This window comes from Streptomyces sp. NBC_00210 (assembly GCF_045160975.1).
Lineage (GTDB): Bacteria > Actinomycetota > Actinomycetes > Streptomycetales > Streptomycetaceae > Streptomyces.
Genome location: NZ_CP108120.1, coordinates 5,856,975 through 5,877,326, shown reverse-complemented (window position 1 = coordinate 5,877,326; position 20,352 = coordinate 5,856,975). Strand labels below are relative to the sequence as shown.

The 20,352-nt window shown below is 70.7% G+C and carries 13 protein-coding genes; 4 read left to right on the top strand and 9 right to left on the bottom strand.

Going from position 1 to position 20,352, the window contains the following annotated elements:
- Positions 1-162 precede the first annotated feature (162 nt).
- The 6 genes from OG729_RS26495 to hrcA all read right to left on the bottom strand — a co-directional run bounded on the left by OG729_RS26495 (position 163) and on the right by hrcA (position 8,167).
- Positions 163-3,351, bottom strand: coding sequence for a S41 family peptidase (locus OG729_RS26495; protein WP_405808334.1), 3,189 nt, complete (start codon positions 3,349-3,351; stop codon positions 163-165).
- Between the two features lie 47 nt (positions 3,352-3,398).
- Positions 3,399-3,917, bottom strand: coding sequence for a hypothetical protein (locus OG729_RS26490; protein WP_405808333.1), 519 nt, complete (start codon positions 3,915-3,917; stop codon positions 3,399-3,401).
- A 127-nt stretch (positions 3,918-4,044) separates the two neighbouring features.
- Positions 4,045-4,788, bottom strand: coding sequence for a 16S rRNA (uracil(1498)-N(3))-methyltransferase (locus tag OG729_RS26485; RefSeq protein WP_405808332.1), 744 nt, complete (start codon positions 4,786-4,788; stop codon positions 4,045-4,047).
- Positions 4,785-5,858 carry a nitronate monooxygenase gene (locus OG729_RS26480; protein WP_360879884.1) on the bottom strand — a complete coding sequence of 358 codons (1,074 nt, stop codon included), beginning with the start codon at positions 5,856-5,858 and terminating at the stop codon, positions 4,785-4,787. The genes OG729_RS26485 and OG729_RS26480 overlap by 4 nt, the downstream gene beginning before the upstream one ends.
- A gap of 146 nt (positions 5,859-6,004) precedes the next feature.
- On the bottom strand, positions 6,005-7,141 hold the full coding sequence (gene dnaJ / locus OG729_RS26475; RefSeq protein WP_360879881.1) for a molecular chaperone DnaJ: 1,137 nt from the start codon (positions 7,139-7,141) through the stop codon (positions 6,005-6,007).
- Positions 7,142-8,167, bottom strand: a complete 1,026-nt coding sequence (hrcA, locus tag OG729_RS26470) for a heat-inducible transcriptional repressor HrcA (RefSeq protein WP_360879877.1) — start codon at positions 8,165-8,167, stop codon at positions 7,142-7,144.
- A 177-nt stretch (positions 8,168-8,344) separates the two neighbouring features.
- Here hrcA and OG729_RS26465 point away from each other — a divergent pair, with 177 nt between their 5' ends.
- Positions 8,345-9,067, top strand: a complete 723-nt coding sequence (locus OG729_RS26465) for an MBL fold metallo-hydrolase (protein ID WP_360879874.1) — start codon at positions 8,345-8,347, stop codon at positions 9,065-9,067.
- 9 nt (positions 9,068-9,076) lie between these two features.
- Positions 9,077-9,880 carry a DUF3097 domain-containing protein gene (locus OG729_RS26460; RefSeq protein WP_405808331.1) on the top strand — a complete coding sequence of 268 codons (804 nt, stop codon included), beginning with the start codon at positions 9,077-9,079 and terminating at the stop codon, positions 9,878-9,880.
- Positions 9,881-9,919: 39 nt separating this feature from the next.
- Here OG729_RS26460 and hemW read toward each other — a convergent pair whose 3' ends face one another.
- Positions 9,920-11,152 carry a radical SAM family heme chaperone HemW gene (hemW, locus tag OG729_RS26455; RefSeq protein ID WP_405808330.1) on the bottom strand — a complete coding sequence of 411 codons (1,233 nt, stop codon included), beginning with the start codon at positions 11,150-11,152 and terminating at the stop codon, positions 9,920-9,922.
- An 82-nt stretch (positions 11,153-11,234) separates the two neighbouring features.
- Positions 11,235-13,187: an ATP-binding SpoIIE family protein phosphatase gene (locus OG729_RS26450; RefSeq protein ID WP_360880022.1), complete on the bottom strand. Its 1,953-nt coding sequence runs from the start codon at positions 13,185-13,187 to the stop codon at positions 11,235-11,237.
- 229 nt (positions 13,188-13,416) lie between these two features.
- On the opposite strand from OG729_RS26450, the gene OG729_RS26445 reads away from it, so the two are divergent.
- Together OG729_RS26445 and OG729_RS26440 are read left to right on the top strand one after the other, a co-directional pair.
- Positions 13,417-17,529, top strand: coding sequence for a HAMP domain-containing protein (locus OG729_RS26445; RefSeq protein WP_405811293.1), 4,113 nt, complete (start codon positions 13,417-13,419; stop codon positions 17,527-17,529).
- Between the two features lie 10 nt (positions 17,530-17,539).
- A complete protein-coding gene (locus OG729_RS26440; protein ID WP_360879866.1) occupies positions 17,540-18,121 on the top strand; it encodes a response regulator in 582 nt (193 codons plus the stop codon).
- Positions 18,122-18,203: 82 nt separating this feature from the next.
- On the opposite strand, the gene OG729_RS26435 is transcribed toward OG729_RS26440, so the two are convergent.
- Positions 18,204-20,093, bottom strand: a complete 1,890-nt coding sequence (locus tag OG729_RS26435) for an AMP-dependent synthetase/ligase (protein ID WP_405808329.1) — start codon at positions 20,091-20,093, stop codon at positions 18,204-18,206.
- Positions 20,094-20,352 lie beyond the last annotated feature (259 nt).

Genomic DNA, 20,352 nt, shown 5'->3' with positions numbered 1-20,352 from the left:
GCACTGGGACCGGCATGGTATCGAGTGATCGGGTTCGCGGGCGCGGTGTGCCAGGGGGGTTGGAGGAGTCACCCGGGTTCGCGGGCGGGCCCCGGCCGTGGCGCAGAGCCCCACGCCCAAGCCCGCCCACCCGCGCCGCGCCTCCCAGGCGACCCGCACTGCCTACGGCAGCACCGGCGGCGACTTCGCCGGGTTCTCCGACAGCACCGCCAGCGCCATCCGCACCGCCTCGTCCAGCTGCGGGTCACGCCCCGCCGCGTGGTCCTGCGGCGACATCACCACCTCCACGTCCGGATCGACGCCGTGGTTCTCCACACCCCAGCCGTACCCCTCAAGCCAGAAGGCGTACTTGGGCTGAGTGACCAGCGTCCCGTCCACCAGCGAGTACCGGCTGTCGATGCCGACGACCCCGCCCCATGTGCGCGTGCCCACCACCGGGCCGATCCCCAGCGCCTTGATCGCCGCGTTGACGATGTCGCCGTCCGATCCCGAGAACTCGTTCGCCACCGCGACGATCGGGCCCCGCGGTGCGTCCAGCGGATAGCTGAACGGCTGCATCCCGCGCGGCAGGTCCCAGCCCACGATCCGCCGCGCCAGTTTCTCGACGACGAGCTGCGACGTATGCCCGCCGCGGTTCTCCCGTACATCCACGACCAGGCCCTCGCAGGCGACCTCGACCCGCAGATCGCGGTGGATCTGGGCCCAGCCCGGCGCCTGCATGTCGGGAACGTGCAGATAGCCGAGCCGGCCGCCGGACCTCTCATGGACGTATGCGCGCCGGCCGGCCACCCAGGCGTGGTACCGCAGCGGCTCCTCGTCGGCGAGCGGGACGACGACCGCGTGCCGCGGATCGCCGCCGCCCGCCGGGGAGATGGTCAGTTCGACGGGCTTGCCCGCCGCGCCGACGAGCAGTGGCCCGGGCCCGGCCACCGGGTCCACCGGCCGGCCGTCCACCGCGAGAATCGCGTCCCCCGCACGCACCGCGACGCCCGGCGCGGCCAGCGGCGAGTGGGCTTTCGGGTCGGACGTCTCGGACGGCAGGATGCGGTCGATGCGCCAGGCGCCGTCCGCCGCGCGGGAGATGTCCGCACCGAGCAGCCCTTGCCGCGTCGACCTGTCCCCGTACCAGCTGTGCGGCGTGACGTAGGCGTGCGAGGTGCCGAGTTCGCCCTGCACTTCCCAGAGCAGGTCGATCAGATCGTCATGGGTGGCCACCCGCGAGAGCACCGGGCGGTAGCGGTCCAGTACGTCGTCCCAGTCGACGCCGCCGAGGTCCGCGCGCCAGAAGTTGTCGCGCATCAGCCGGCCGGCCTCGTCGTACATCTGCCGCCACTCGGCGGCCGGGTCGATGCTGCCGCGTACACGCGAGAGGTCGACGGTGATGTTGGTGTCGCTGTCCTCGTCGCGCGAGGCCCTGCGGTCGCTGGGCACGACCTTGAGCGTGCCGTCGGTGTACAGCAGCACCCGCTTGCCGTCGCCGCTGACCGAGAAGCTCGTGGCGTCGGACGAGAGCTCCTCGACCCGTTGCTGGACGAGATCGAACCGCTCCAGCTCCGTCCGGGGTCCCGGGTCGTCGGGCGTTGCACGGGTCGCGCCGAGGACGCCGCGCACCGGGTGGCGCAGCCACAGCAGCCCGTCCTTCGCGGCGCGCAGCGTCGAGTAGCGGGCGGCCTCGACGGGGAACGGCACTATCCGGTCCGCGAGCCCGTCGAGGTCGATGCGCGTGACCGCGACGTCTTCCGCGTCCTGCCCGCCGTCCTTGTCCTTGTCGGCGTCGAAGGCCCGGCCGTGGCGCTGCGGGCCGAACGGCGACGGTGTGGTGGCCGCCAGCGTGATCAGGTGCGGGCGGCAGCCGCCGACGAAGGCGAGGTCGAAGACATGTGTGTCGTAGACCGGGTCGAAGGCCCGCTCGGAGAGGAAGGCGAGATGCTTTCCGTCGAGGGTGAAGGCGGGCTGGAAGTCGCGGAAGCGCAGCGGGGTGGCCTCGGAGACCGACAGATCGGCGGTGTTGGCGAGCTTCAGCTGGCGCAGCGGGTCCGGTCCCGCGTGCGACCAGGCGAGCCAGCCGGAGTCGGGCGAGAAGGCCAGGCCGTTGACCTCGCCGTGCTCGCTGCGGTCGACTTCGCGGACCTCGCCCGACTCGCGTTCCACGAGAAGTACGCGGCCGTCGTGGGAGGCGACAGCGGCGCGGCTGCCGTCGGGGGCCACGGCGAGGCTCAGTACGCGGCCGAGCCGTCCCGCACCGAGCCTGCGGGGCGTGGCGCCGGGGCCGGTGGCCGGGGCGAACTCGAGCGCGTCCTCGCCCTCGGCGTCGGTGACCCAGACGACCTGCTCCTCGCCGTCCACCCGGAAGGTGCGGGGCAGCCTGGCCCGTACGCCGGGTTCCACGGCGAGCGCCCGCGCGGGCCCCTCGCGGTGGGTGACCCAGTGGATGCCGCCGCGGATCTCCACGGCGCTGCCGCGTCCGGTGTGGTCGGGCGTGGCGGTGCCGAGGTTGTGGTCGGCCCTGACCGGGCGGGGGCGCAGATCGGTGCGCTGACCGCCGAGGCGGATGTCGAGCCGGCGGGGCTCTGCCGTGTCGAGGTCGTCGAGGAGCCACAGTTCGCCTGCACTGGCGTAGGCGACGCGGGTGCCGTCGGTGGCGGCATGGCGGGCGTAGAACCCGTCGGCCGAAGTGTGCCGCCGCAGATCGGACCCGTCCGGCAGGGACGAGTAGACCGCCCCCACCCCTTCGTGGTCGGAGAGGAACGCGATCCTCTCCCCCACCCACAGCGGATACTCGATGTTCCCGTCGAGCTCCTCATGCAGGCGTACGAACTCCCCCTCGCCCGCCCGGTCGATCCACAACTTGCCGGCCGTGCCGCCCCGGTAGCGCTTCCAGGCGGCGGCCTCGCGCCCCATGGTGGCGGAGAGGAGCAGGACGTGCGGTCCGTACGCGACGTCGCCCACCGGCCCGTACGGCAGCACGGTCGCGGGCCCGCCGTCGAGCGGGACGGCCCGCGCCCAGGTGCGGCGCAGCGAGGCCTGGCCGTGGGTGCTGATCGCGAGAATCTCGCCGTCCGGGGTCCAGCCGCGTACGGATGTCTTATTGCTGCCCCAGTACGTCAGCCGGTCCGTGGGCCCGCCGTCGAGGGGCGCCAGATGCACCTCGGGGGCGCCGTCCCGGTAAGAGGACCAGGCTATGTGCGTGCCGTCGGGCGAGATCCTGGGATGGTTCACCGGAACGTTGTCGGCGCTGACACGCCACGCCCGGCCGCCGTCGAGCGGGGCGACCCAGACGTCGTCCTCTGCGGTGAAGGCGATCAACTCGCCGTGGACATGCGGGTACCGGAGGTAGGCAGGGTGCGTCACACCGTCACCCTAGGCAGGGTGCCGCCGCCCGGTCACGCCTTTGGGGATCACTTGCCCGGCGGGTCGCGTGTCTCGGTCACGGTCACGGTCACCGTGACGGTGGGCCGCGGCTGCCCGCCCGGTGGGGTGGGCGAAGGGGCGCTGCTGGACGCGGCGTTGCAGTTGCCGAGGACGCTGGCCTCGAAGACGACCTTGCCGTCGACCCTGGCGATCAGGTCGCCGCGCACGCACGCGCCGGAACGCTCCTCCGTCACCTTGCCCTTGAGAGTGATCTTCTGGCCGGAGTCGGTCTCCCCCTGGCAGTCGACGGTGGCAACGCCCGCGCCCGACGGCGACGTGGACGATCCGGCACTGGCCTTCCCGTCGCCGATCTTCGCCGTACAGCTCAGCCAGCGCACCTTGAAACCGATCCGCTCCAGCGTACTGGTCGCCGTCTTGTCGGTGGTGACCGCGACCGCGACGGAGCTCAGCCCGCCGCTCGCCGGCTCACAGGCCGCGACACCCACAACTGCCGCCCCTGCGGCACCGATTGCGACAAGGGCCCGCCGGTACCGCGTTCGTCTCATGCCCCGCATAGACGGCAGCGTGACACCGAGTCCCCCGGAGGAAAAGAGTGGTTGCGGACACAAATCCCCCGTGTAGATGTGCGTGTCAGGCGTCGCGGGGCAGGCGCGACTTCTAAAACACGCCGCCCTAGGACCAGCGGCCGGTGCGGCCCAGCAGCAACGCCGTCGCGGCCGTGCCGGCGGTGGAGGTCCGCAGCACGCTGCGCCCCAGCCGGTACGGCTTCGCACCCGCCTCGGCGAAGGCCGCCAACTCCTCCGGGGACACGCCCCCTTCGGGCCCCACCACCAGCACGATCGAGCCCTGCGCGGGCAGTTCCGCGGTGGCCAGGGGCTCGGCGCCCTCCTCGTGCAGCACGGCCGCGAAATCGGCTTCGGCCAGAAGTGCCGCAACCTGCTTGGTCGTTGCCGCGTCCGCGACCTCGGGAAAGCGCAGCCTGCGCGACTGCTTGCCCGCCTCGCGCGCCGTGGCACGCCACTTGGCGAGCGACTTGGCACCCCGCTCGCCCTTCCACTGCGTGATACAGCGGGCGGCGGCCCAGGGCACGACGGCGTCCACACCGGTCTCCGTCATGGTCTCGACGGCGAGTTCGCCACGGTCGCCCTTGGGGAGGGCCTGAACGACGGTGATACGGGGCGTGGGCTCGGGCTCCGTGGGAAACTGCAGCGGCTCGACGATCAGCCGGTCCTTGCCCTCGGTCCGCAGCACCACGCCTGCTGCGCCGCGCCCTCGCCCGTCCGTCAGCACGACGTCCTCGCCGGACTGCAGCCTGCGTACGGAGACGGCGTGCCGCCCTTCGGGCCCGTCCAGGGTGATCAGCGCACCCGGGCCCACGCCGTCCAGTGAGTCGACGAGGAACACCGGTGCGGTCATCGGGAGCTGCCCAGCGCGAGCGCGGCGCGCGTGGAGTCGGCTTCGGCGGCGAGGACCTCGACGAGCTGCCCGGCGGGCAGTTCGCGGGCCATCCGGTGGCCCTGACCGGCCCACAGCGCCATGCCCTGCGGGTCGCCCGCCTTGGCGGCGGCCTTGCGCAGACCGCTGGTCAGGTGGTGCACCTCGGGGTAGGCGGCGGGGGCGTACGGGCCGTGCTCGCGCATGAAACGATTCACCAGGCCGCGGGCCGGCCGGCCGGAAAAGGCCCGGGTCAACTCCGTGCGTACGAACAGCGGATTCGTCATGGCCTGCTTGTGCAGCGCATTGGCGCCGGACTCGGGGCAGACCAGGAACGCGGTCCCGAGCTGCCCGGCGACCGCGCCCGCGGCGAGCGCGCCGGCGATCTGACCGCCGCGCATCAGGCCGCCCGCGGCGATGATCGGCAGCTGTACCGTCTCGCGGACCAGCGCGATGAGCGAGAGCAGCCCGATCCCGGCGCCGTCGGACGCGGGGTCGTCCCGGTGCGTGCCCTGGTGTCCGCCCGCCTCGATGCCCTGCACACACACGGCGTCGGCACCGGCCCACTGGGCGGCCTGCGCCTCGTCGGGCGAGGTGACGGTGACGACGGTGAAGGTGCCGGCCTTGGCGAAGGAGTCGAGCACGTCACGGGTCGGGCAGCCGAAGGTGAAGGAGACGAGGGGAACGGGGTCGTCGAGGAGGATGGCGAGCTTGGCCTCGTACCCGTCGTCGCGCCCGGAGTCGGGGTCGCCCAGGGGCGTCTCGTACCAGGCCGCCTCACCGGCGAGCTGATGCCGGTAGACCTCGACGGCGGCGGGGTCGGCGGTGCTCGGCTGCGGCATGAAGAGATTCACGCCGAAGGGCTGCGAGGTGAGCCCGCGGACCTGTTTGACCTCCTGGTACATGCCGTCCGCGGTCTTGTACCCGGCAGCGAGGAACCCGAGGCCACCGGCGTCGGAAACGGCGGCGGCCAAGGGGGGACAGGATGCGCCGCCCGCCATGGGGGCCTGCACGATCGGGTGCCGGCAGAGATCGGTCAGTGCGGAGGACATGCAGGAATGGTGCCACGTCGCCCGCGCCCCACCGAATCCGGCGTTCCGTTCGTCAACCGGGGGCAAGCCCCCAGGCACCCGTACGCCCTTCGGGCGCTGTCCTCGATCCCCCCGGACTCAATCCGGGGGGACCCCCAACGGGCGGCCTAACGGCCGTTGAACGCGTCCTTCAGGCGGGAGAACAGGCCCTGCTGGCCAGGCTGGAACTGGCCCAGTGGCCGTTCCTCGCCGCGCAGCTTCGCCAGATCCCGCAGCAGCCTCTCCTGGTCCGCGTCCAGCTTCGACGGCGTCATCACCTCGACATGCACGATCAGGTCGCCACGCCCCCCGCCCCGCAGGTGCGTGATCCCGCGCCCGTGCAGCGGGATCGACTGGCCCGACTGCGTGCCCGGGCGGATGTCGACCTCTTCCATCCCGTCCAGCGTCTCCAGCGGGCACTTCGTGCCCAGCGCCGCCGCCGTCATCGGGATCGTCACCGTGCAGTGCAGATCGTCGCCGCGCCGCTGGAAGACAGCGTGCGGCAGCTCGTGGATCTCCACGTACAGATCACCCGCAGGGCCGCCGCCCGGCCCGACCTCGCCCTCACCGGCGAGCTGGATGCGCGTCCCGTTGTCGACGCCGGCCGGGATCTTGACCGTAAGAGTCCGGCGGGACCGCACACGCCCGTCGCCCGCACACTCGGGGCACGGCGTCGGCACGACCGTGCCGAAGCCCTGGCACTGCGGGCACGGCCGCGAGGTCATGACCTGCCCCAGGAAGGACCGCGTCACCTGCGAGACCTCACCACGGCCACGGCACATGTCACACGTCTGCGCCGAGGTGCCCGGCGCGGCACCCTCACCGGAGCAGGTGGTGCACACGACGGCCGTGTCGACCTGGATGTCCTTCGTCGTACCGAAGGCCGCCTCGTTGAGATCGATCTCCAGACGGATCATCGCGTCCTGGCCGCGCCGCGTACGCGACCTCGGCCCCCGCTGCGACGCCGTCCCGAAGAACGCGTCCATGATGTCCGAGAAGTTCCCGAAGCCACCGGCTCCGAAGCCGCCCGCGCCACCGCCGCCCGCCTGGGACAGCGGGTCCCCGCCGAGGTCGTAGACCTGCTTCTTCTGCGGGTCCGACAGCACCTCGTACGCGGCGTTGATCTCCTTGAAGCGCTCCTGCGTCTTCGGGTCCGGATTCACATCCGGGTGGAGTTCACGGGCAAGCCGGCGGAAGGCCTTCTTGATCTCGTCCTGGGACGCGTCGCGGCGTACGCCGAGTACGGCGTAGTAGTCCGTGGCCACTTACGACTCCGCCAGGATCTGTCCGACGTAACGTGCCACTGCGCGTACCGCTCCCATCGTTCCGGGGTAGTCCATGCGGGTCGGTCCGACCACGCCGAGTTTGGCAACTGCCTCGTCGCCCGAACCGTAGCCCACCGCGACGACGGACGTGGCGTTGAGGCCCTCGTGGGCGTTCTCATGACCGATCCGTACGGTCATGCCCATGCCGCCCGATTCCTTCGCCTCACCGAGCAGTCTGAGGAGCACCACATGCTCCTCGAGCGCCTCCAGCACCGGCCTGATGGTCAGCGGGAAGTCGTGCCCGAAGCGGGTCAGATTGGCGGTGCCGCCGATCATCAGCCGCTCCTCGGTCTCCTCGACCAGGGTCTCCAGCAGAGTCGAGAGCACGGTGGAGACGGTCCCGCGGTCCTCCGACTCGAAGGAGTCGGGAAGGTCCTGCACCAGCTGCGGCACATCCGCGAAGCGGCGCCCGACGACCCGGCTGTTGAGCCGGGCGCGCAGGTCCGCGAGCGAGCTGTCGCCGAACGGCGCGGGGCAGTCGATCATGCGCTGCTCGACCCGCCCGGTGTCCGTGATCAGCACGAGCATCAGCCGGGCAGGCGCGAGGGAGAGGAGCTCCACATGCCGGACGGTGGACCGGGTCAGCGAGGGGTACTGGACGATGGCGACCTGCCGGGTCAGCTGCGCCAGCAGCCGTACCGTACGGCCGACCACATCGTCGAGATCGACGGCTCCGTCCAGGAAGCTGTGGATGGCGCGCCGCTCGGGCGACGACAGCGGCTTGACGCCGGCCAGCTTGTCGACGAAGAGCCGGTAGCCCTTGTCCGTGGGGATACGGCCGGCGCTGGTGTGGGGCTGGGCGATGTAGCCCTCGTCCTCCAGCACGGCCATGTCGTTGCGGACGGTCGCCGGCGAGACGCCGAGCTTGTGACGCTCGGTGAGCGCCTTGGAGCCGACGGGCTCCTCGGTGCCGACATAGTCCTGGACGATGGCGCGCAGCACCTCGAGTCTGCGTTCGCTGAGCATCGCGCACACCTCCAGCTGTGGTTCCTCGGTGGTGCCTGGCACTCGCTGCGTACGAGTGCCAGCATTTCCACGTGCCAGTGTACGGCGGTGGGGTACGCACCTAGCAAGGGCTGCCCGGCCAGGGCCGCCGACCGCGCCACCGCGCGCTGTGCTGGTCGTTGCCAGTAGCGTCGCGGTATGGACGTCAGTTGGGAAGACTTCGGCTGGGAGCGGTTGGCCGACGGAGTGGGGCGTCGACGGCTGCCGGTCTGGGACGCGACCGCCGGTTTGATCGCCGGTGAGGACGGTGTCCTCATGTACGACACGGGCTCCACACTGCGTGAGGGCGCCGAACTGCGCGCTCAGGCGCAGGGGCTGATGGCCGGCCGCCGGGTGACGCATATCGCACTGAGTCATCCCCACTTCGACCATGTACTGGGGACGGCGGCGTTCTCGGGGGCCGAGGTGTACGGCGCGGTGGGGGTCGCGGATCTGATGAGGCGGGACCGGGACGCGATCCGGGGCTCGGCGGTACGTCACGGGGTCCCCGCCGCCGATGCGGCGGAGTCGGTCGACGTGCTGGTGGTGCCGCAGCACCTGGTGTGCGGCGAGTGGACGCTGGACCTGGGTGGCCGCCAGGTGCTGCTGGCGAACGTGGGCCCCGGTCATTCGGGCCACGACCTCGCGGTACTGGTGCCGGGGGACCCGGAGGTGGTGTTCTGCGGCGACCTGGTGGAGGAGTCCGGCGAGCCGCAGGCGGGCCCGGACGCGATCCCGTCCCGCTGGCCGGCGGCGCTGGACCGGCTGCTGTCACTGGGCGGCGAGGACGCGGTGTACGTACCGGGGCACGGGGCGGTCGTGGACGCGGCGTTCGTGCGCGCACAGCGGGACATGCTGGCGGCGCGCTTCGGGGTGTCGTAGCGTCGCCGAATGCGCAGCTACAGCCCGGATCTGACCCCGCCTTGGAAGAAGTCGCAGCCCGCACCGGAGGTGCCGGCCGAGCCCGATCTGGTCGTGGAGGAGGTCGGGACGGGCTTCTGCGGTGCGGTGATCCGCTGTGAGGCGGGGACGGTGACACTGGAGGACCGCTTCGGCAAGCACCGGGTCTTCCCGCTGGAGCCGCGGGGCTTCCTCCTGGAGGGGAAGGTGGTCACCCTCGTCCGCCCCTCGGCTGCGGGCCCCGCCCGCCCGGCCCGTACGGCCTCGGGCTCGATAGCGGTCCCGGGCGCGCGCGCCCGCGTCGCCCGTGCGGGCCGCATTTACGTGGAGGGCCGCCACGACGCGGAACTCGTGGAGCGGGTCTGGGGCGACGACCTGCGCATCGAGGGCGTCGTCGTCGAATACCTGGAGGGCATCGACGACCTCCCGTCGATCGTCGCCGACTTCGCCCCCGGCCCGGACGCACGCCTCGGCGTCCTGGTGGACCACCTGGTCCCCGGCTCGAAGGAGTCCCGCATCGCGGACCGGGTCACCGGCGCGGACGTACTGGTGGTGGGCCATCCCTACATCGACGTGTGGGAGGCGGTGAAGCCCTCCTCGGTGGGCATCCCGGCGTGGCCGTCGATCCCGCACGGCCAGGACTGGAAGACAGGCGTCTGCCGTGCACTGAGCTGGCGGGAGAACACGGGGGCGGCGTGGCAGCGGATTCTGTCCGGGGTGCGGTCTTACAAGGATCTGGAGCCGGAGCTGCTGGGGCGGGTGGAGGAGCTGATCGATTTCGTGACAGCGCCGTAGGTGTGGGCGGGGGTCTTTTCCCCACCCCGCCCGTTCCCGTCAGTCCACCAGGTCCCGCACCACCCCGTCCGCCAGCAGCCGCCCCCTGAGCGTCAGCACCGCACTCCCCGCCTCGTAAGGCCCCGCCTCCAGCAGGCCGTCCGCCAGTGCGCGGCCCGCCGCCGCAAGGCCCACCGGCCGGAGCAGCGACAGTGGCACGCCCTCGCGCAGGCGCAGTTCCAGCAGGACACGCTCCACCCGGCGGTCCTGCGGCGAGAGCACCTCGCGGCCCGCCCCCGGCGACCGCCCCTCCGCCAGCGCCGCCGCGTAGGCGCCCGGGTGCTTCACGTTCCACCAGCGCACCCCGCCCACATGGCTGTGCGCCCCGGGTCCCGCGCCCCACCAGTCCGCGCCGCGCCAGTACAGCTCGTTGTGCAGGCACCGGCCCGCCCGGGAGGTCGACCAGTTGGAGACCTCGTACCAGTCGAAACCGGCGCGCGACAGCACGTCGTCGGCGATCAGATACCGGTCCGCGTGGACGTCGTCGTCCGTCATCGGGACCTCGCCGCGCCGGATCCGCCGCGCCAGCTGCGTGCCCTCCTCCACGATCAGCGCGTACGCCGAGATGTGGTCGGGACCCGCGCCAACCGCCGCCGCGAGCGACGCGCGCCAGTCGTCGTCGGACTCCCCCGGCGTGCCGTAGATCAGGTCGAGGTTCACATGACCGAAGCCCGCCGCCCGAGCCTCGGCCACGCATGCCTCGGGCCGCCCCGGCGTATGGGTACGGTCCAGCACCTTCAGCACATGCTGCCGCGCGCTCTGCATCCCGAAGGAGATCCGGTTGAAGCCGCCCTCCCGCAGCTCCGCCAGATACTCGGGGTTCACCGACTCCGGATTCGCCTCGGTGGTGATCTCCGCGTCGTCGGCGAGCCCGAACTCCTCCCGTACGGCATCCAGCATCCGTACGAGATCGGCGGCGGCGAGCAGTGTCGGCGTACCGCCACCGACGAACACGGTCCGGACCTGTCGCGGGTCGTCGCCCAGCACCTTCCGGGCCAGCCTCACCTCGTCGGTGAGCGTCGCGGCGTAGTTGTCGCGGGAGGCCAGCACGCCGCCAGAGCCCCGCAGCTCGGTCGCCGTGTAGGTGTTGAAGTCGCAGTAGCCGCAGCGGGTCGCGCAGTACGGCACATGCAGATAGAAGGCGAGCGGCCGGTCTCCGGCGCCCTCGAGTGCGGACGCGGGCAGCGTCCCGTCCTCGGGCATCGGCTCACCATCGGGCAGTACGGAAGGCATGCCCCCCATTGTCCGTCACCCAGGAAGTCACCCAGGACGTGGCCCGGGACCTCGCCCGGGGCACAGACGCAGGGCCCCCGGACTACTGCGCCCGCAGCACCAGCAGCGCAAGATCGTCCCCCGGCGGCGTCTCCGCGAACTCGTGCACCGCCTGCCTGATCCGCTCGGCCACCCCCTGCGCGGTGAGCCCCGCGCAGCTCGCCAGCACCCGCGCGAGCCCGTCCCCGTCGTCGAACATCCGCGCCCCCGAGCGCCGCTCCGTCACCCCGTCCGTGACGCAGAGCAGCGTGTCGCCCGGTTCCAGGTCGAAGGTCTGGCTCTGGTAGGCCACGTCATCGACGACCCCGAGCAGCACCTGCGGCTCTGCCGCCGTGCGCACCCGGCCGTCGGGCCCCAGCAGCAGCGGCAGCGGATGGCCCGCGCTCGCGACGGTGCACCGCACGCCGCCCTGTGCAAAGGGCACCAGCTCGCCGTAGAGGAGGGAGAGGAACCGCGCCTGCGGTCCCTCCGGCAGACCCTGCCCGCCCGCGGCAGCGACCATCAGCGCGGCCGCCTCGGCCGCCTCCATCGCATCGTCGAGGAGGAGTCCGTTCAGCCGGTCGAGCACCGCGCCGACCTGGTATCCCTCGCGGGCGAGCAGCCGCAGCCAGGGCCGGGCGAGCCCGGTGACGACGGCGGCCTCGGGCCCGCTGCCCTGGACGTCGCCGAGCATGAAACACCAGCGGCCGCCCGAGCCGGCCGGGAAGATGTCGTAGAAGTCGCCGCCCGCGACTCCGTCGTCGCTCGGCTCGTACACCAGGAACTGGTCGACGCCGGGGATCTCCCCGACCTTGCCCGGCAGCAGCCCGCGCTGCAGGATCTTGCTGATGGTGGCCTGCCGCGTGTACTGGCGGGCCGCGCCGATGGCCAGAGCCACCCGTCGGGCGAAGTCCTCGATCAGCGCGGTCACTTCGTCGGGCACGCGCCCCGGCCCGTGCCGGGCGACGACCAGAGTGCCGAGCCCGCGCCCGCCCGCGACGAGCCGGTAGGCGAGCGCCGTCCCTTCGTTCTCGCCGGGTTCGCCCTCGGCCGGCCAGGGGATCGGCACCGGCCCGTTGCGCGGTGTTTCGGGCAGCCGTGGCGGCTCCTTGCCGAGAACCTCGCGCAGCCTCTCGATCCGGGACTCGTCGCCGTGCCAGACGCGGGCGAGCCGCTGCCCGGCCCCCGACGGGCCGCCCGTCCCCCACCCCCCGTGCCCGCCCTCGCCCTCCAGCCAGATCGCGCACCAGTCGGCGAGCCGCGGCACCAGCAACTGCCCCGCGAGCGCGGCGACCATGTCCTCGTCGAGCTGTCCGGCGAGCAGGTCGGATGCCTCGGCAAGGAAGGAGAGCGCACCGCGGCTGACCCAGTCCTGGTCCTCGCGGACGGCGCGGCGCGGCGCGGGCGCGAGGATCTCGGCGGCGCGCAGTCCGCGTTGCAGCGCCGGTTCGGCGCCGGGCAGCGGGCAGGTGTCCCAGCCGTCGACGGGCAGCCGGGCCCAGACGGTCTTGAGGGCCGCGAGGTAGGTGATGCCCCAGCGCTCCGCGAGGGCGCCGACGAGATGGAGGCCGCGCCCGTACTCGGGCGTGCCGGTCCGGTCCTCGCCGTCCGGTTCGTTCCGTACGGCCCTGGCCGGGTGGTGGTCGGAGACCTCGATCACCAGCGCGGCGGGCTCGCCGTCGGCCTGCTCCTCGAGGCGGCAGAGGAGTTCGACGGTGGTGCCCGCATGCACGACGGCGTTGGTGACCAGTTCGTTGACGACGAGCACGGCGTCGTCAACGAGCCGGTCCGTACTGTGCCGGCCCGGCGGGCAGCCCCCGCTGCCGGCCGTCCCGCGGCAGAAGGCGCAGGTGGCGAGCAGGCCGAGGTTGGTCCAGTCGGCGAGGGCGGCCCGTACGAAGCGCCGTGCGGCGGACGGCGCGAGGGGGTTGCCCGGAAGACTGGTGCGCGAAATCGACCGTGCGTCATCCCGTAACGGGTACAACGGTGTTGAGCGTTGGACGGTATCGCGCTGCATCGGAAAGGACCCCACGGTGCGGCTCCTGGTCGGTTCTGGCAATGCGCCGCTTATGACACCGACAGAGTGACAGACTGAGCCTGCCCATAAGCGTCGAGTCACCGAAGTGGGCGATATGAATAAAGACCTTGCGCTGTCGCACGCCCAGCCGCCCTCCCGGCCGGCTGCCCAGCCGCCCCCCGACGGCGCCTGGATACGTGTGGCGGAGCTGCGCCCTCTGCTGGCCGCGATGACGGCACTGCGGGACGGGGACTTCAAGGTACGTGTGCCGGAAACCCATGAGGGCATGTCGGCGGAGCTGGCGGCGATGTTCAACCAGATCGCCGTGCGCAATCAGCACTTCGCGGATGAACTGACCCGGGTGCGCCGGGAGGTGGTGCGGCACGGCAGGCTGGACGACCGTCTGTCGGCGAGCCCCGGCCAGGGCGCCTGGACCTCCGGAGTCATCAGTACGAACGCACTGCTGGACGCCCTGGTGGTACCGGCCGCCAACGCCACCCGGGTGCTGGACGCGGTGGCGGGCGGCGATCTCACCCAGCGGGTCGATCTGCACGACGGCAACCGCCAGTTACGCGGCGATCTGCGCCGTCTGGGCCGCGCGGTCAACAAGATGGTCGACCAGCTGTCCCTGTTCACCGGCGAGGTGACCAGGGTTGCGCGCGAGGTGGGCACCGAGGGCCGGCTCGGCGGGCGTGCCAAGGTGCAGGGTCTGTCCGGCAGTTGGCGGGATGTGACCGAGGCGGTCAACACCATGGCCGCCCGGCTGACCGCGCAGGTGCGCGACATCGCCGCGGTGACCACGGCGGTGGCGCGCGGCGACTTGACCCGTACGGTCACGGTCGAGGCGACCGGCGAGCTCCTGGAGCTGAAGCTCACCGTCAACACCATGGTCGACCAGCTCTCGGCCTTCGCCGACGAGGTCACCCGGGTGGCCCGCGAGGTCGGTACGGAGGGCCAGCTCGGCGGGCGGGCCCAGGTCCGCGGCGTATCCGGCGTCTGGAAAGACCTCACGGACAACGTCAACTTCATGGCGTCCAACCTGACGTCCCAGGTCCGCAACATCGCGCAGGTCACCACCGCCGTCGCCAACGGCGACCTGTCCCAGAAGATCACCGTCGACGCCCAGGGCGAGATCCTGGAGCTGAAGTCGACGATCAACACGATGGTCGACCAGCTCTCCGCCTTCGCCGACGAGGTCACCCGCGTCGCCCGCGAGGTCGGCACCGAAGGAAACCTCGGCGGCCGCGCCCAGGTCCGCGGCGTATCCGGCGTCTGGAAAGACCTCACCGAGAACGTCAACTTCATGGCCGACAACCTGACGTCCCAGGTGCGGAACATCGCCCTTGTGTCCACGGCCGTCGCCCAGGGCGACCTCGGCAAGAAGATCACGGTCGAGGCGAAGGGCGAGATCCTGGAGCTGAAGTCGACGATCAACACGATGGTCGACCAGCTCTCGGCCTTCGCCGACGAGGTCACCCGCGTCGCCCGCGAGGTCGGCACCGAAGGAAACCTCGGCGGCCAGGCCCAGGTCCGCGGCGTATCCGGCGTCTGGAAAGACCTCACGGACAACGTCAACTTCATGGCGTCCAACCTGACGTCCCAGGTCCGCAACATCGCGCAGGTCACCACCGCCGTCGCCAACGGCGACCTCTCCAAGAAGATCACCGTGGACGCGCGCGGCGAGATCCTGGAGCTCAAGGACACCGTCAACACCATGGTGGAGCAGCTGCGCGCCTTCGGCGACGAGGTCACCCGGGTGGCCCGCGAGGTGGGCACGGACGGCAGGCTCGGCGGCCGCGCCCAGGTCCTCGGTGTCACCGGTCTGTGGAAGGACCTCACCGACAACGTCAACTACATGGCCGACAACCTGACGTCCCAGGTGCGGAACATCGCGCAGGTGGCGACGGCCGTGGCCCAGGGCGATCTCTCCAAGAAGATCGACGTGGACGCGCGCGGCGAGATCCTGGAGCTGAAGACCACCATCAACACCATGGTGGACACGCTCTCCTCGTTCTCCTCCGAGGTCACGCGCGTGGCCCGCGAGGTGGGTTCGGAGGGCCAGCTCGGCGGCCAGGCGCGTGTCGAGGGTGTGTACGGCACCTGGAAGCGCCTGACGACCAGTGTGAACGAGCTCGCGCTCAACCTCACCACCCAGGTCCGCGCCATCGCCGAGGTGGCGTCCGCCGTCACCCAGGGCGACATGTCACGCTCGATCACCGTCGAGACCCGCGGCGAGGTCTCGGAGCTCAAGGACAACATCAACCTGATGGTGTCCAACCTCCGCGAGACCACCCGCGCCAAGGACTGGCTGGAGTCCAACCTCGCCCGCCTGGCCAGTCTGATGCAGGGCCACCGCGACCTGATGGAGGTCGCCGACCTGATCCTGCGCGAGCTGACCCCGCTGGTGAACGCGCAGTACGGCGCGTTCTTCCTGGCCGATCCGGACGCCGACGGCACTCCGTCCCGTACGACGTCGACCACCAAGGGACTGGCCTTCATCGCCGGTTACGGCTCCGCCCAGTCGGCCACCATAGACACCACCGGCATGCCGGGCCACGGCCTGGTCCGCCAGGCGGCCCTGGAGAAGAAGCGGATCCTTCTGGAGGAGGCCCCGCCGGACTACATCAAGATCAACTCCGGTCTCGGTGAGGCATCCCCGACCAGCGTCGTCATCATCCCGATCCTCTTCGAGGACAAGCTCCTCGGTGTGATCGAGCTGGCGTCCTTCTCCCGCTTCTCCGACGTCCACCTGGCCTTCTTCGACCAGTTCGTGAACACCATCGGCGTCGCGATCAACACCATCATCGCCAACTCCCGTACGGAGTCACTGCTGGGCGAGTCCCAGCGCCTGGCCATACAGCTCCAGGAGCGCTCCAACGAGCTGCAGCGGCAGCAGGCCGAACTGCAGCGCTCCAACGCCGAGCTGGAAGAGAAGGCGGCGCTGCTGGCGACCTCCTCGCAGTACAAGTCGGAGTTCCTGGCGAACATGTCGCACGAGCTGCGTACTCCGCTCAACTCACTGCTCATCCTCGCCCGGCTGCTCTCCGACAACCCGGACGGCCATCTCACCGACCAGGAGGTGCAGTTCGCGACCACGATCCACCGCTCGGGCTCCGACCTGCTGCAGCTGATCAACGACATTCTGGACCTGTCGAAGATCGAGGCCGGCCGGATGGACGTACGCCCGAAGAAGCTGCCGCTGATCAAGCTGCTGGACTATGTGCACGCCACCTTCCGCCCGATCACGATCGACCGGGGTCTCGCCTTCGAGGTCGCGGTGGGCGAGGACGTGCCGCGCGAGATGTTCTCCGACGAGCAGCGGCTCCAGCAGATCCTGCGCAATCTGCTCTCCAACGCGATCAAGTTCACCTCGTCGGGCCGCGTCGAACTGTGCGTGACCAGGGTCAAGGACCCCGACAACAAGCTGCTCAAGGGCATGGACGACCTGATCGCCTTCGCCGTCACCGACACCGGTATCGGTATCGCGAAGGAGAAACTGCCGGTGATCTTCGAGGCGTTCCAGCAGGCCGACGGCACCACCAACCGCAAGTACGGCGGCACGGGCCTCGGTCTGTCCATCAGCCGGGAGATCGCGGGGCTGCTCGGCGGCCGGATCATCGCGGAGAGCGAGCCGGGCCGCGGCTCCACCTTCACGCTGTACGTCCCCGTGCTCTACCCCGGCCATGTCGGCGCCGAGAACGACGGCTCTCACGACAGCCACGACCTCCAGGAGATGCGGACCGTCCCGCTCACCTTGCCGGAGCGCCACGCCGCCGACCACATGGGACTCCCGGAGCCGGACGACGGCTGGCCGACGACGACCAAGCTGGAGGAGTGGAAGTCGGGCCGGGCGGGCCGGATCCTGTCGAGCCGACGCGTCCTCATCGTCGACGACGACATCCGCAACGTCTTTGCGCTCACCCATGTGCTGGGCAGGGTGGGCATGCCCGTGCTGTACGCGGAGAACGGCCGGGAGGGCATCGAGACGCTGGAGCGCAACCCCGACGTCGAACTGGTCCTGATGGACATCATGATGCCCGAGATGGACGGCTACGAGACGATCGAGGCGATCCGGCGCAGCCCGCTGTGGACGGATCTGCCGATCGTCGCGCTCACCGCGAAGGCGATGCCCGGGGACCGCGAGAAGTCGATAGCGCAGGGCGCGAACGAGTACGTACCGAAGCCCGTCGATGTGGACCGTCTGCTGACCGTCGTCTGCGCCCTGCTGGACCCCGAGCGCGAGACGGCCGACCCGGACGGCACGGCGTCCGAAGAAATACCCGCAGCACCGGGAGAGCCAGGCGGCGACGCGCAGCCGGGTGTCCCACCGACGATCACGTAAGGCAGACACAATGAGCACAGAGGCGCCCACCGCCGAACGCGCGAGCATCCTCCTCGTGGACGACATGGAGGACAATCTCGTCGCCCTGGAGGCAGTACTGGGGTCCCTCAACGAACCGCTGGTGCGGGCACGTTCCGGCGAGGAGGCGATGAAGGCGCTGCTGCGGCAGAAGTTCGCGGTGGTTTTGCTGGATGTGCGGATGCCCGGCATGGACGGCTTCGAGACGGCGTCCAACATCAAGCGTCTGGACCAGACGAAGGACGTCCCGATCATCTTCCTGACCGGGGTGGAGGCGGACAGAGGCTATGCCTTCAGGGGGTATGCGACGGGGGCCGCGGACTTTCTGACCAAGCCCTTCGACCCGTGGGTGCTGCGGGCGAAGGTGAATGTGTTCCTCGATCTGCACCGCAAGAACCGCCAGTTGGAGCGTCTGCTGGCCCGCGAGCAGCAACAGCTGGGCACGCTCGCGGACCAGCTGGGTGCGATAGAGAAGGCACTGGACCGCAGGGGCCCGGCCGATACGCCGGAACTGCGGACCCAGTTGACGCGGGTGGAGGAAGCCCTGAGGGACCTGCGCCGCGTCCGAGGCTGAGGCCGCGTCCGGGACTCCACCCCTTCACTCCCCCTGCAGGGAGTAAAGGGGTGGGCCGGCCCGGTTCGGGAAAGCGCGGGCCTCAGGCCTCGCGGGAGCCCGCGTACATGTCCTCGATCAGCTCGCGGTACTCGCGCTCGACGACCGGCCGCTTCAGCTTGAGGCTCGGCGTCAGTTCGCCGTGCTCGATGTCCAGGTCGCGCGGGAGCAGCCGGAACTTCTTAATCGTCTGCCAGCGCTGCAGCCCCTCGTTGAGCCGCTTCACATACCCCTCGATCAGCTCCACGGCCTGCGGCGTGGCCACCACCTCGGCGTACGACTTGCCGTCCAGGCCGTTCTCCTTGGCCCAGCCGAGAATGGTCGGCTCGTCGAGCGCGATCAGCGCCGTGCAGAAGTTACGGTCCGCGCCGTGCACCAGGATGTTGGAGACGAACGGGCACACCGCCTTGAACTGTCCCTCGACCTCCGCCGGCGCGATGTACTTGCCGCCCGACGTCTTGATCAGGTCCTTCTTGCGGTCCGTGATCCGCAGATAACCGTCCGCGGAGAGTTCGCCGATGTCCCCGGTGTGGAACCACCCGTCGGACTCCAGGACTTCCGCGGTCTTCTCCGGCAGACCGTGGTAGCCCTCCATGATCCCGGGGCCGCGCAGCAGGATCTCGCCGTCGTCCGCGATGCGCACCTCCGTGCCGGGCAGCGGCTTGCCGACCGTGCCGGTGCGGTAGGCCTCACCCGGGTTGACGAAGGACGCCGCGCTGGACTCGGTCAGGCCGTAGCCCTCCAGGATGTGGATCCCGGCGCCGGCGAAGAAGTAGCCGATGTCGGGCGCGAGGGCGGCGGAGCCGGAGACCGCGGCGCGCAGGTTCCCGCCGAAGGCGTCACGGAGCTTGGAGTAGACGAGCGCGTCGGCGACCTTGTGCTTTGCGCTAAGCCCGAAGGGCGCGGAGGCCGTGCCCGTACGGCGGAAGTTGTCCTGCGCGGCCTTGGCGTACTCGCGCGAGACACCGGCCGCCCACTGGAAGATCTTGTACTTCGCGCCGCCGCCGGCCCGCGCCTTCGCCGCGACACCGTTGTAGACCTTCTCGAAGATGCGCGGCACGGCGGCCATATAGGTCGGCTGCACCACCGGCAGATTCTCGATGATCTTGTCGACCCGGCCGTCGACGGCGGTGACATGGCCGACCTCGATCTGCCCGGAGGTCAGCACCTTGCCGAAGACATGGGCGAGCGGCAGCCAGAGGTACTGCACGTCGTCCTTGCTGATCAGCCCGGTCGCGGCGGTGGCCTTGGCCATGTACGACCAGTTGTCGTGCGGCAGCCGCACACCCTTGGGCCGTCCCGTGGTGCCCGAGGTGTAGATCAGCGTCGCCAGCTGGTCCGCGGTGATCGCCTCGATCCGCTCCTTGACGGCCTCGGGGTGCTTCTCGAGGTACTGCGCGCCGCGCGCCTCCAGCTCGGCGAGCGAGAGCACCCAGCCATCGGGCTCGCTCGCGTCGGGCTCCACGCCGGTCATGTCGAGGACGACGACGTGCTTGAGCTCCGGCAGATCGGCCCGCTTCTCACGCGCCTTGGCGAGCTGGGATACGTCCTCCGCGATCAGCACCCTGCTGCCGGAGTCGGCGAGGATGTACGACGACTCCTCGGCGTTCGTGGACGGGTAGATGGTCGTGGTCGCGCCGCCCGCGCACATCACGCCGAGGTCGGCGAGGATCCACTCGACCCGGGTGGCGGAGGCGAGCGCGACCCGGTCCTCGGGCTGCACGCCGAGATCGATCAGACCGGCCGCGATGGCGTAGACCCGCTCGGCGGCCTGGCCCCAGCTCAGCGACTTCCAGTCGTCGGGCCCGTGACCGGCGGCGGGGGCCACCGGATAGCGGTAGGCCTCGGCGTCCGGCGTAGCCGCCACACGCTCGGCGAAGAGAGTCGCCACCGAGGGCGGTCGGTTCTCGATCAGGGTCTGTGTGTCGCTCACGACGTCCTCCGGGCCTGCGGCAAGCACTGCACGACTGGCTGGTTGTTTAACTGGCGAGTAACCATCGAGCCGTGATCAGAGTAGAGCGCCCAAAGCCGGTGCGTAAGAGGCTATGGGCTGCCGCTTGATAACGAACAGACCCAGAGATCACTTGCTGGAACCGATGGTCGGTGTATCCCTCACCTATCGGGCGATGCGCCCGCAGACACGCGAAAAGCGCCCGACCGGACCACGGTCGGGCGCTTCCGCTCGTCAGTCA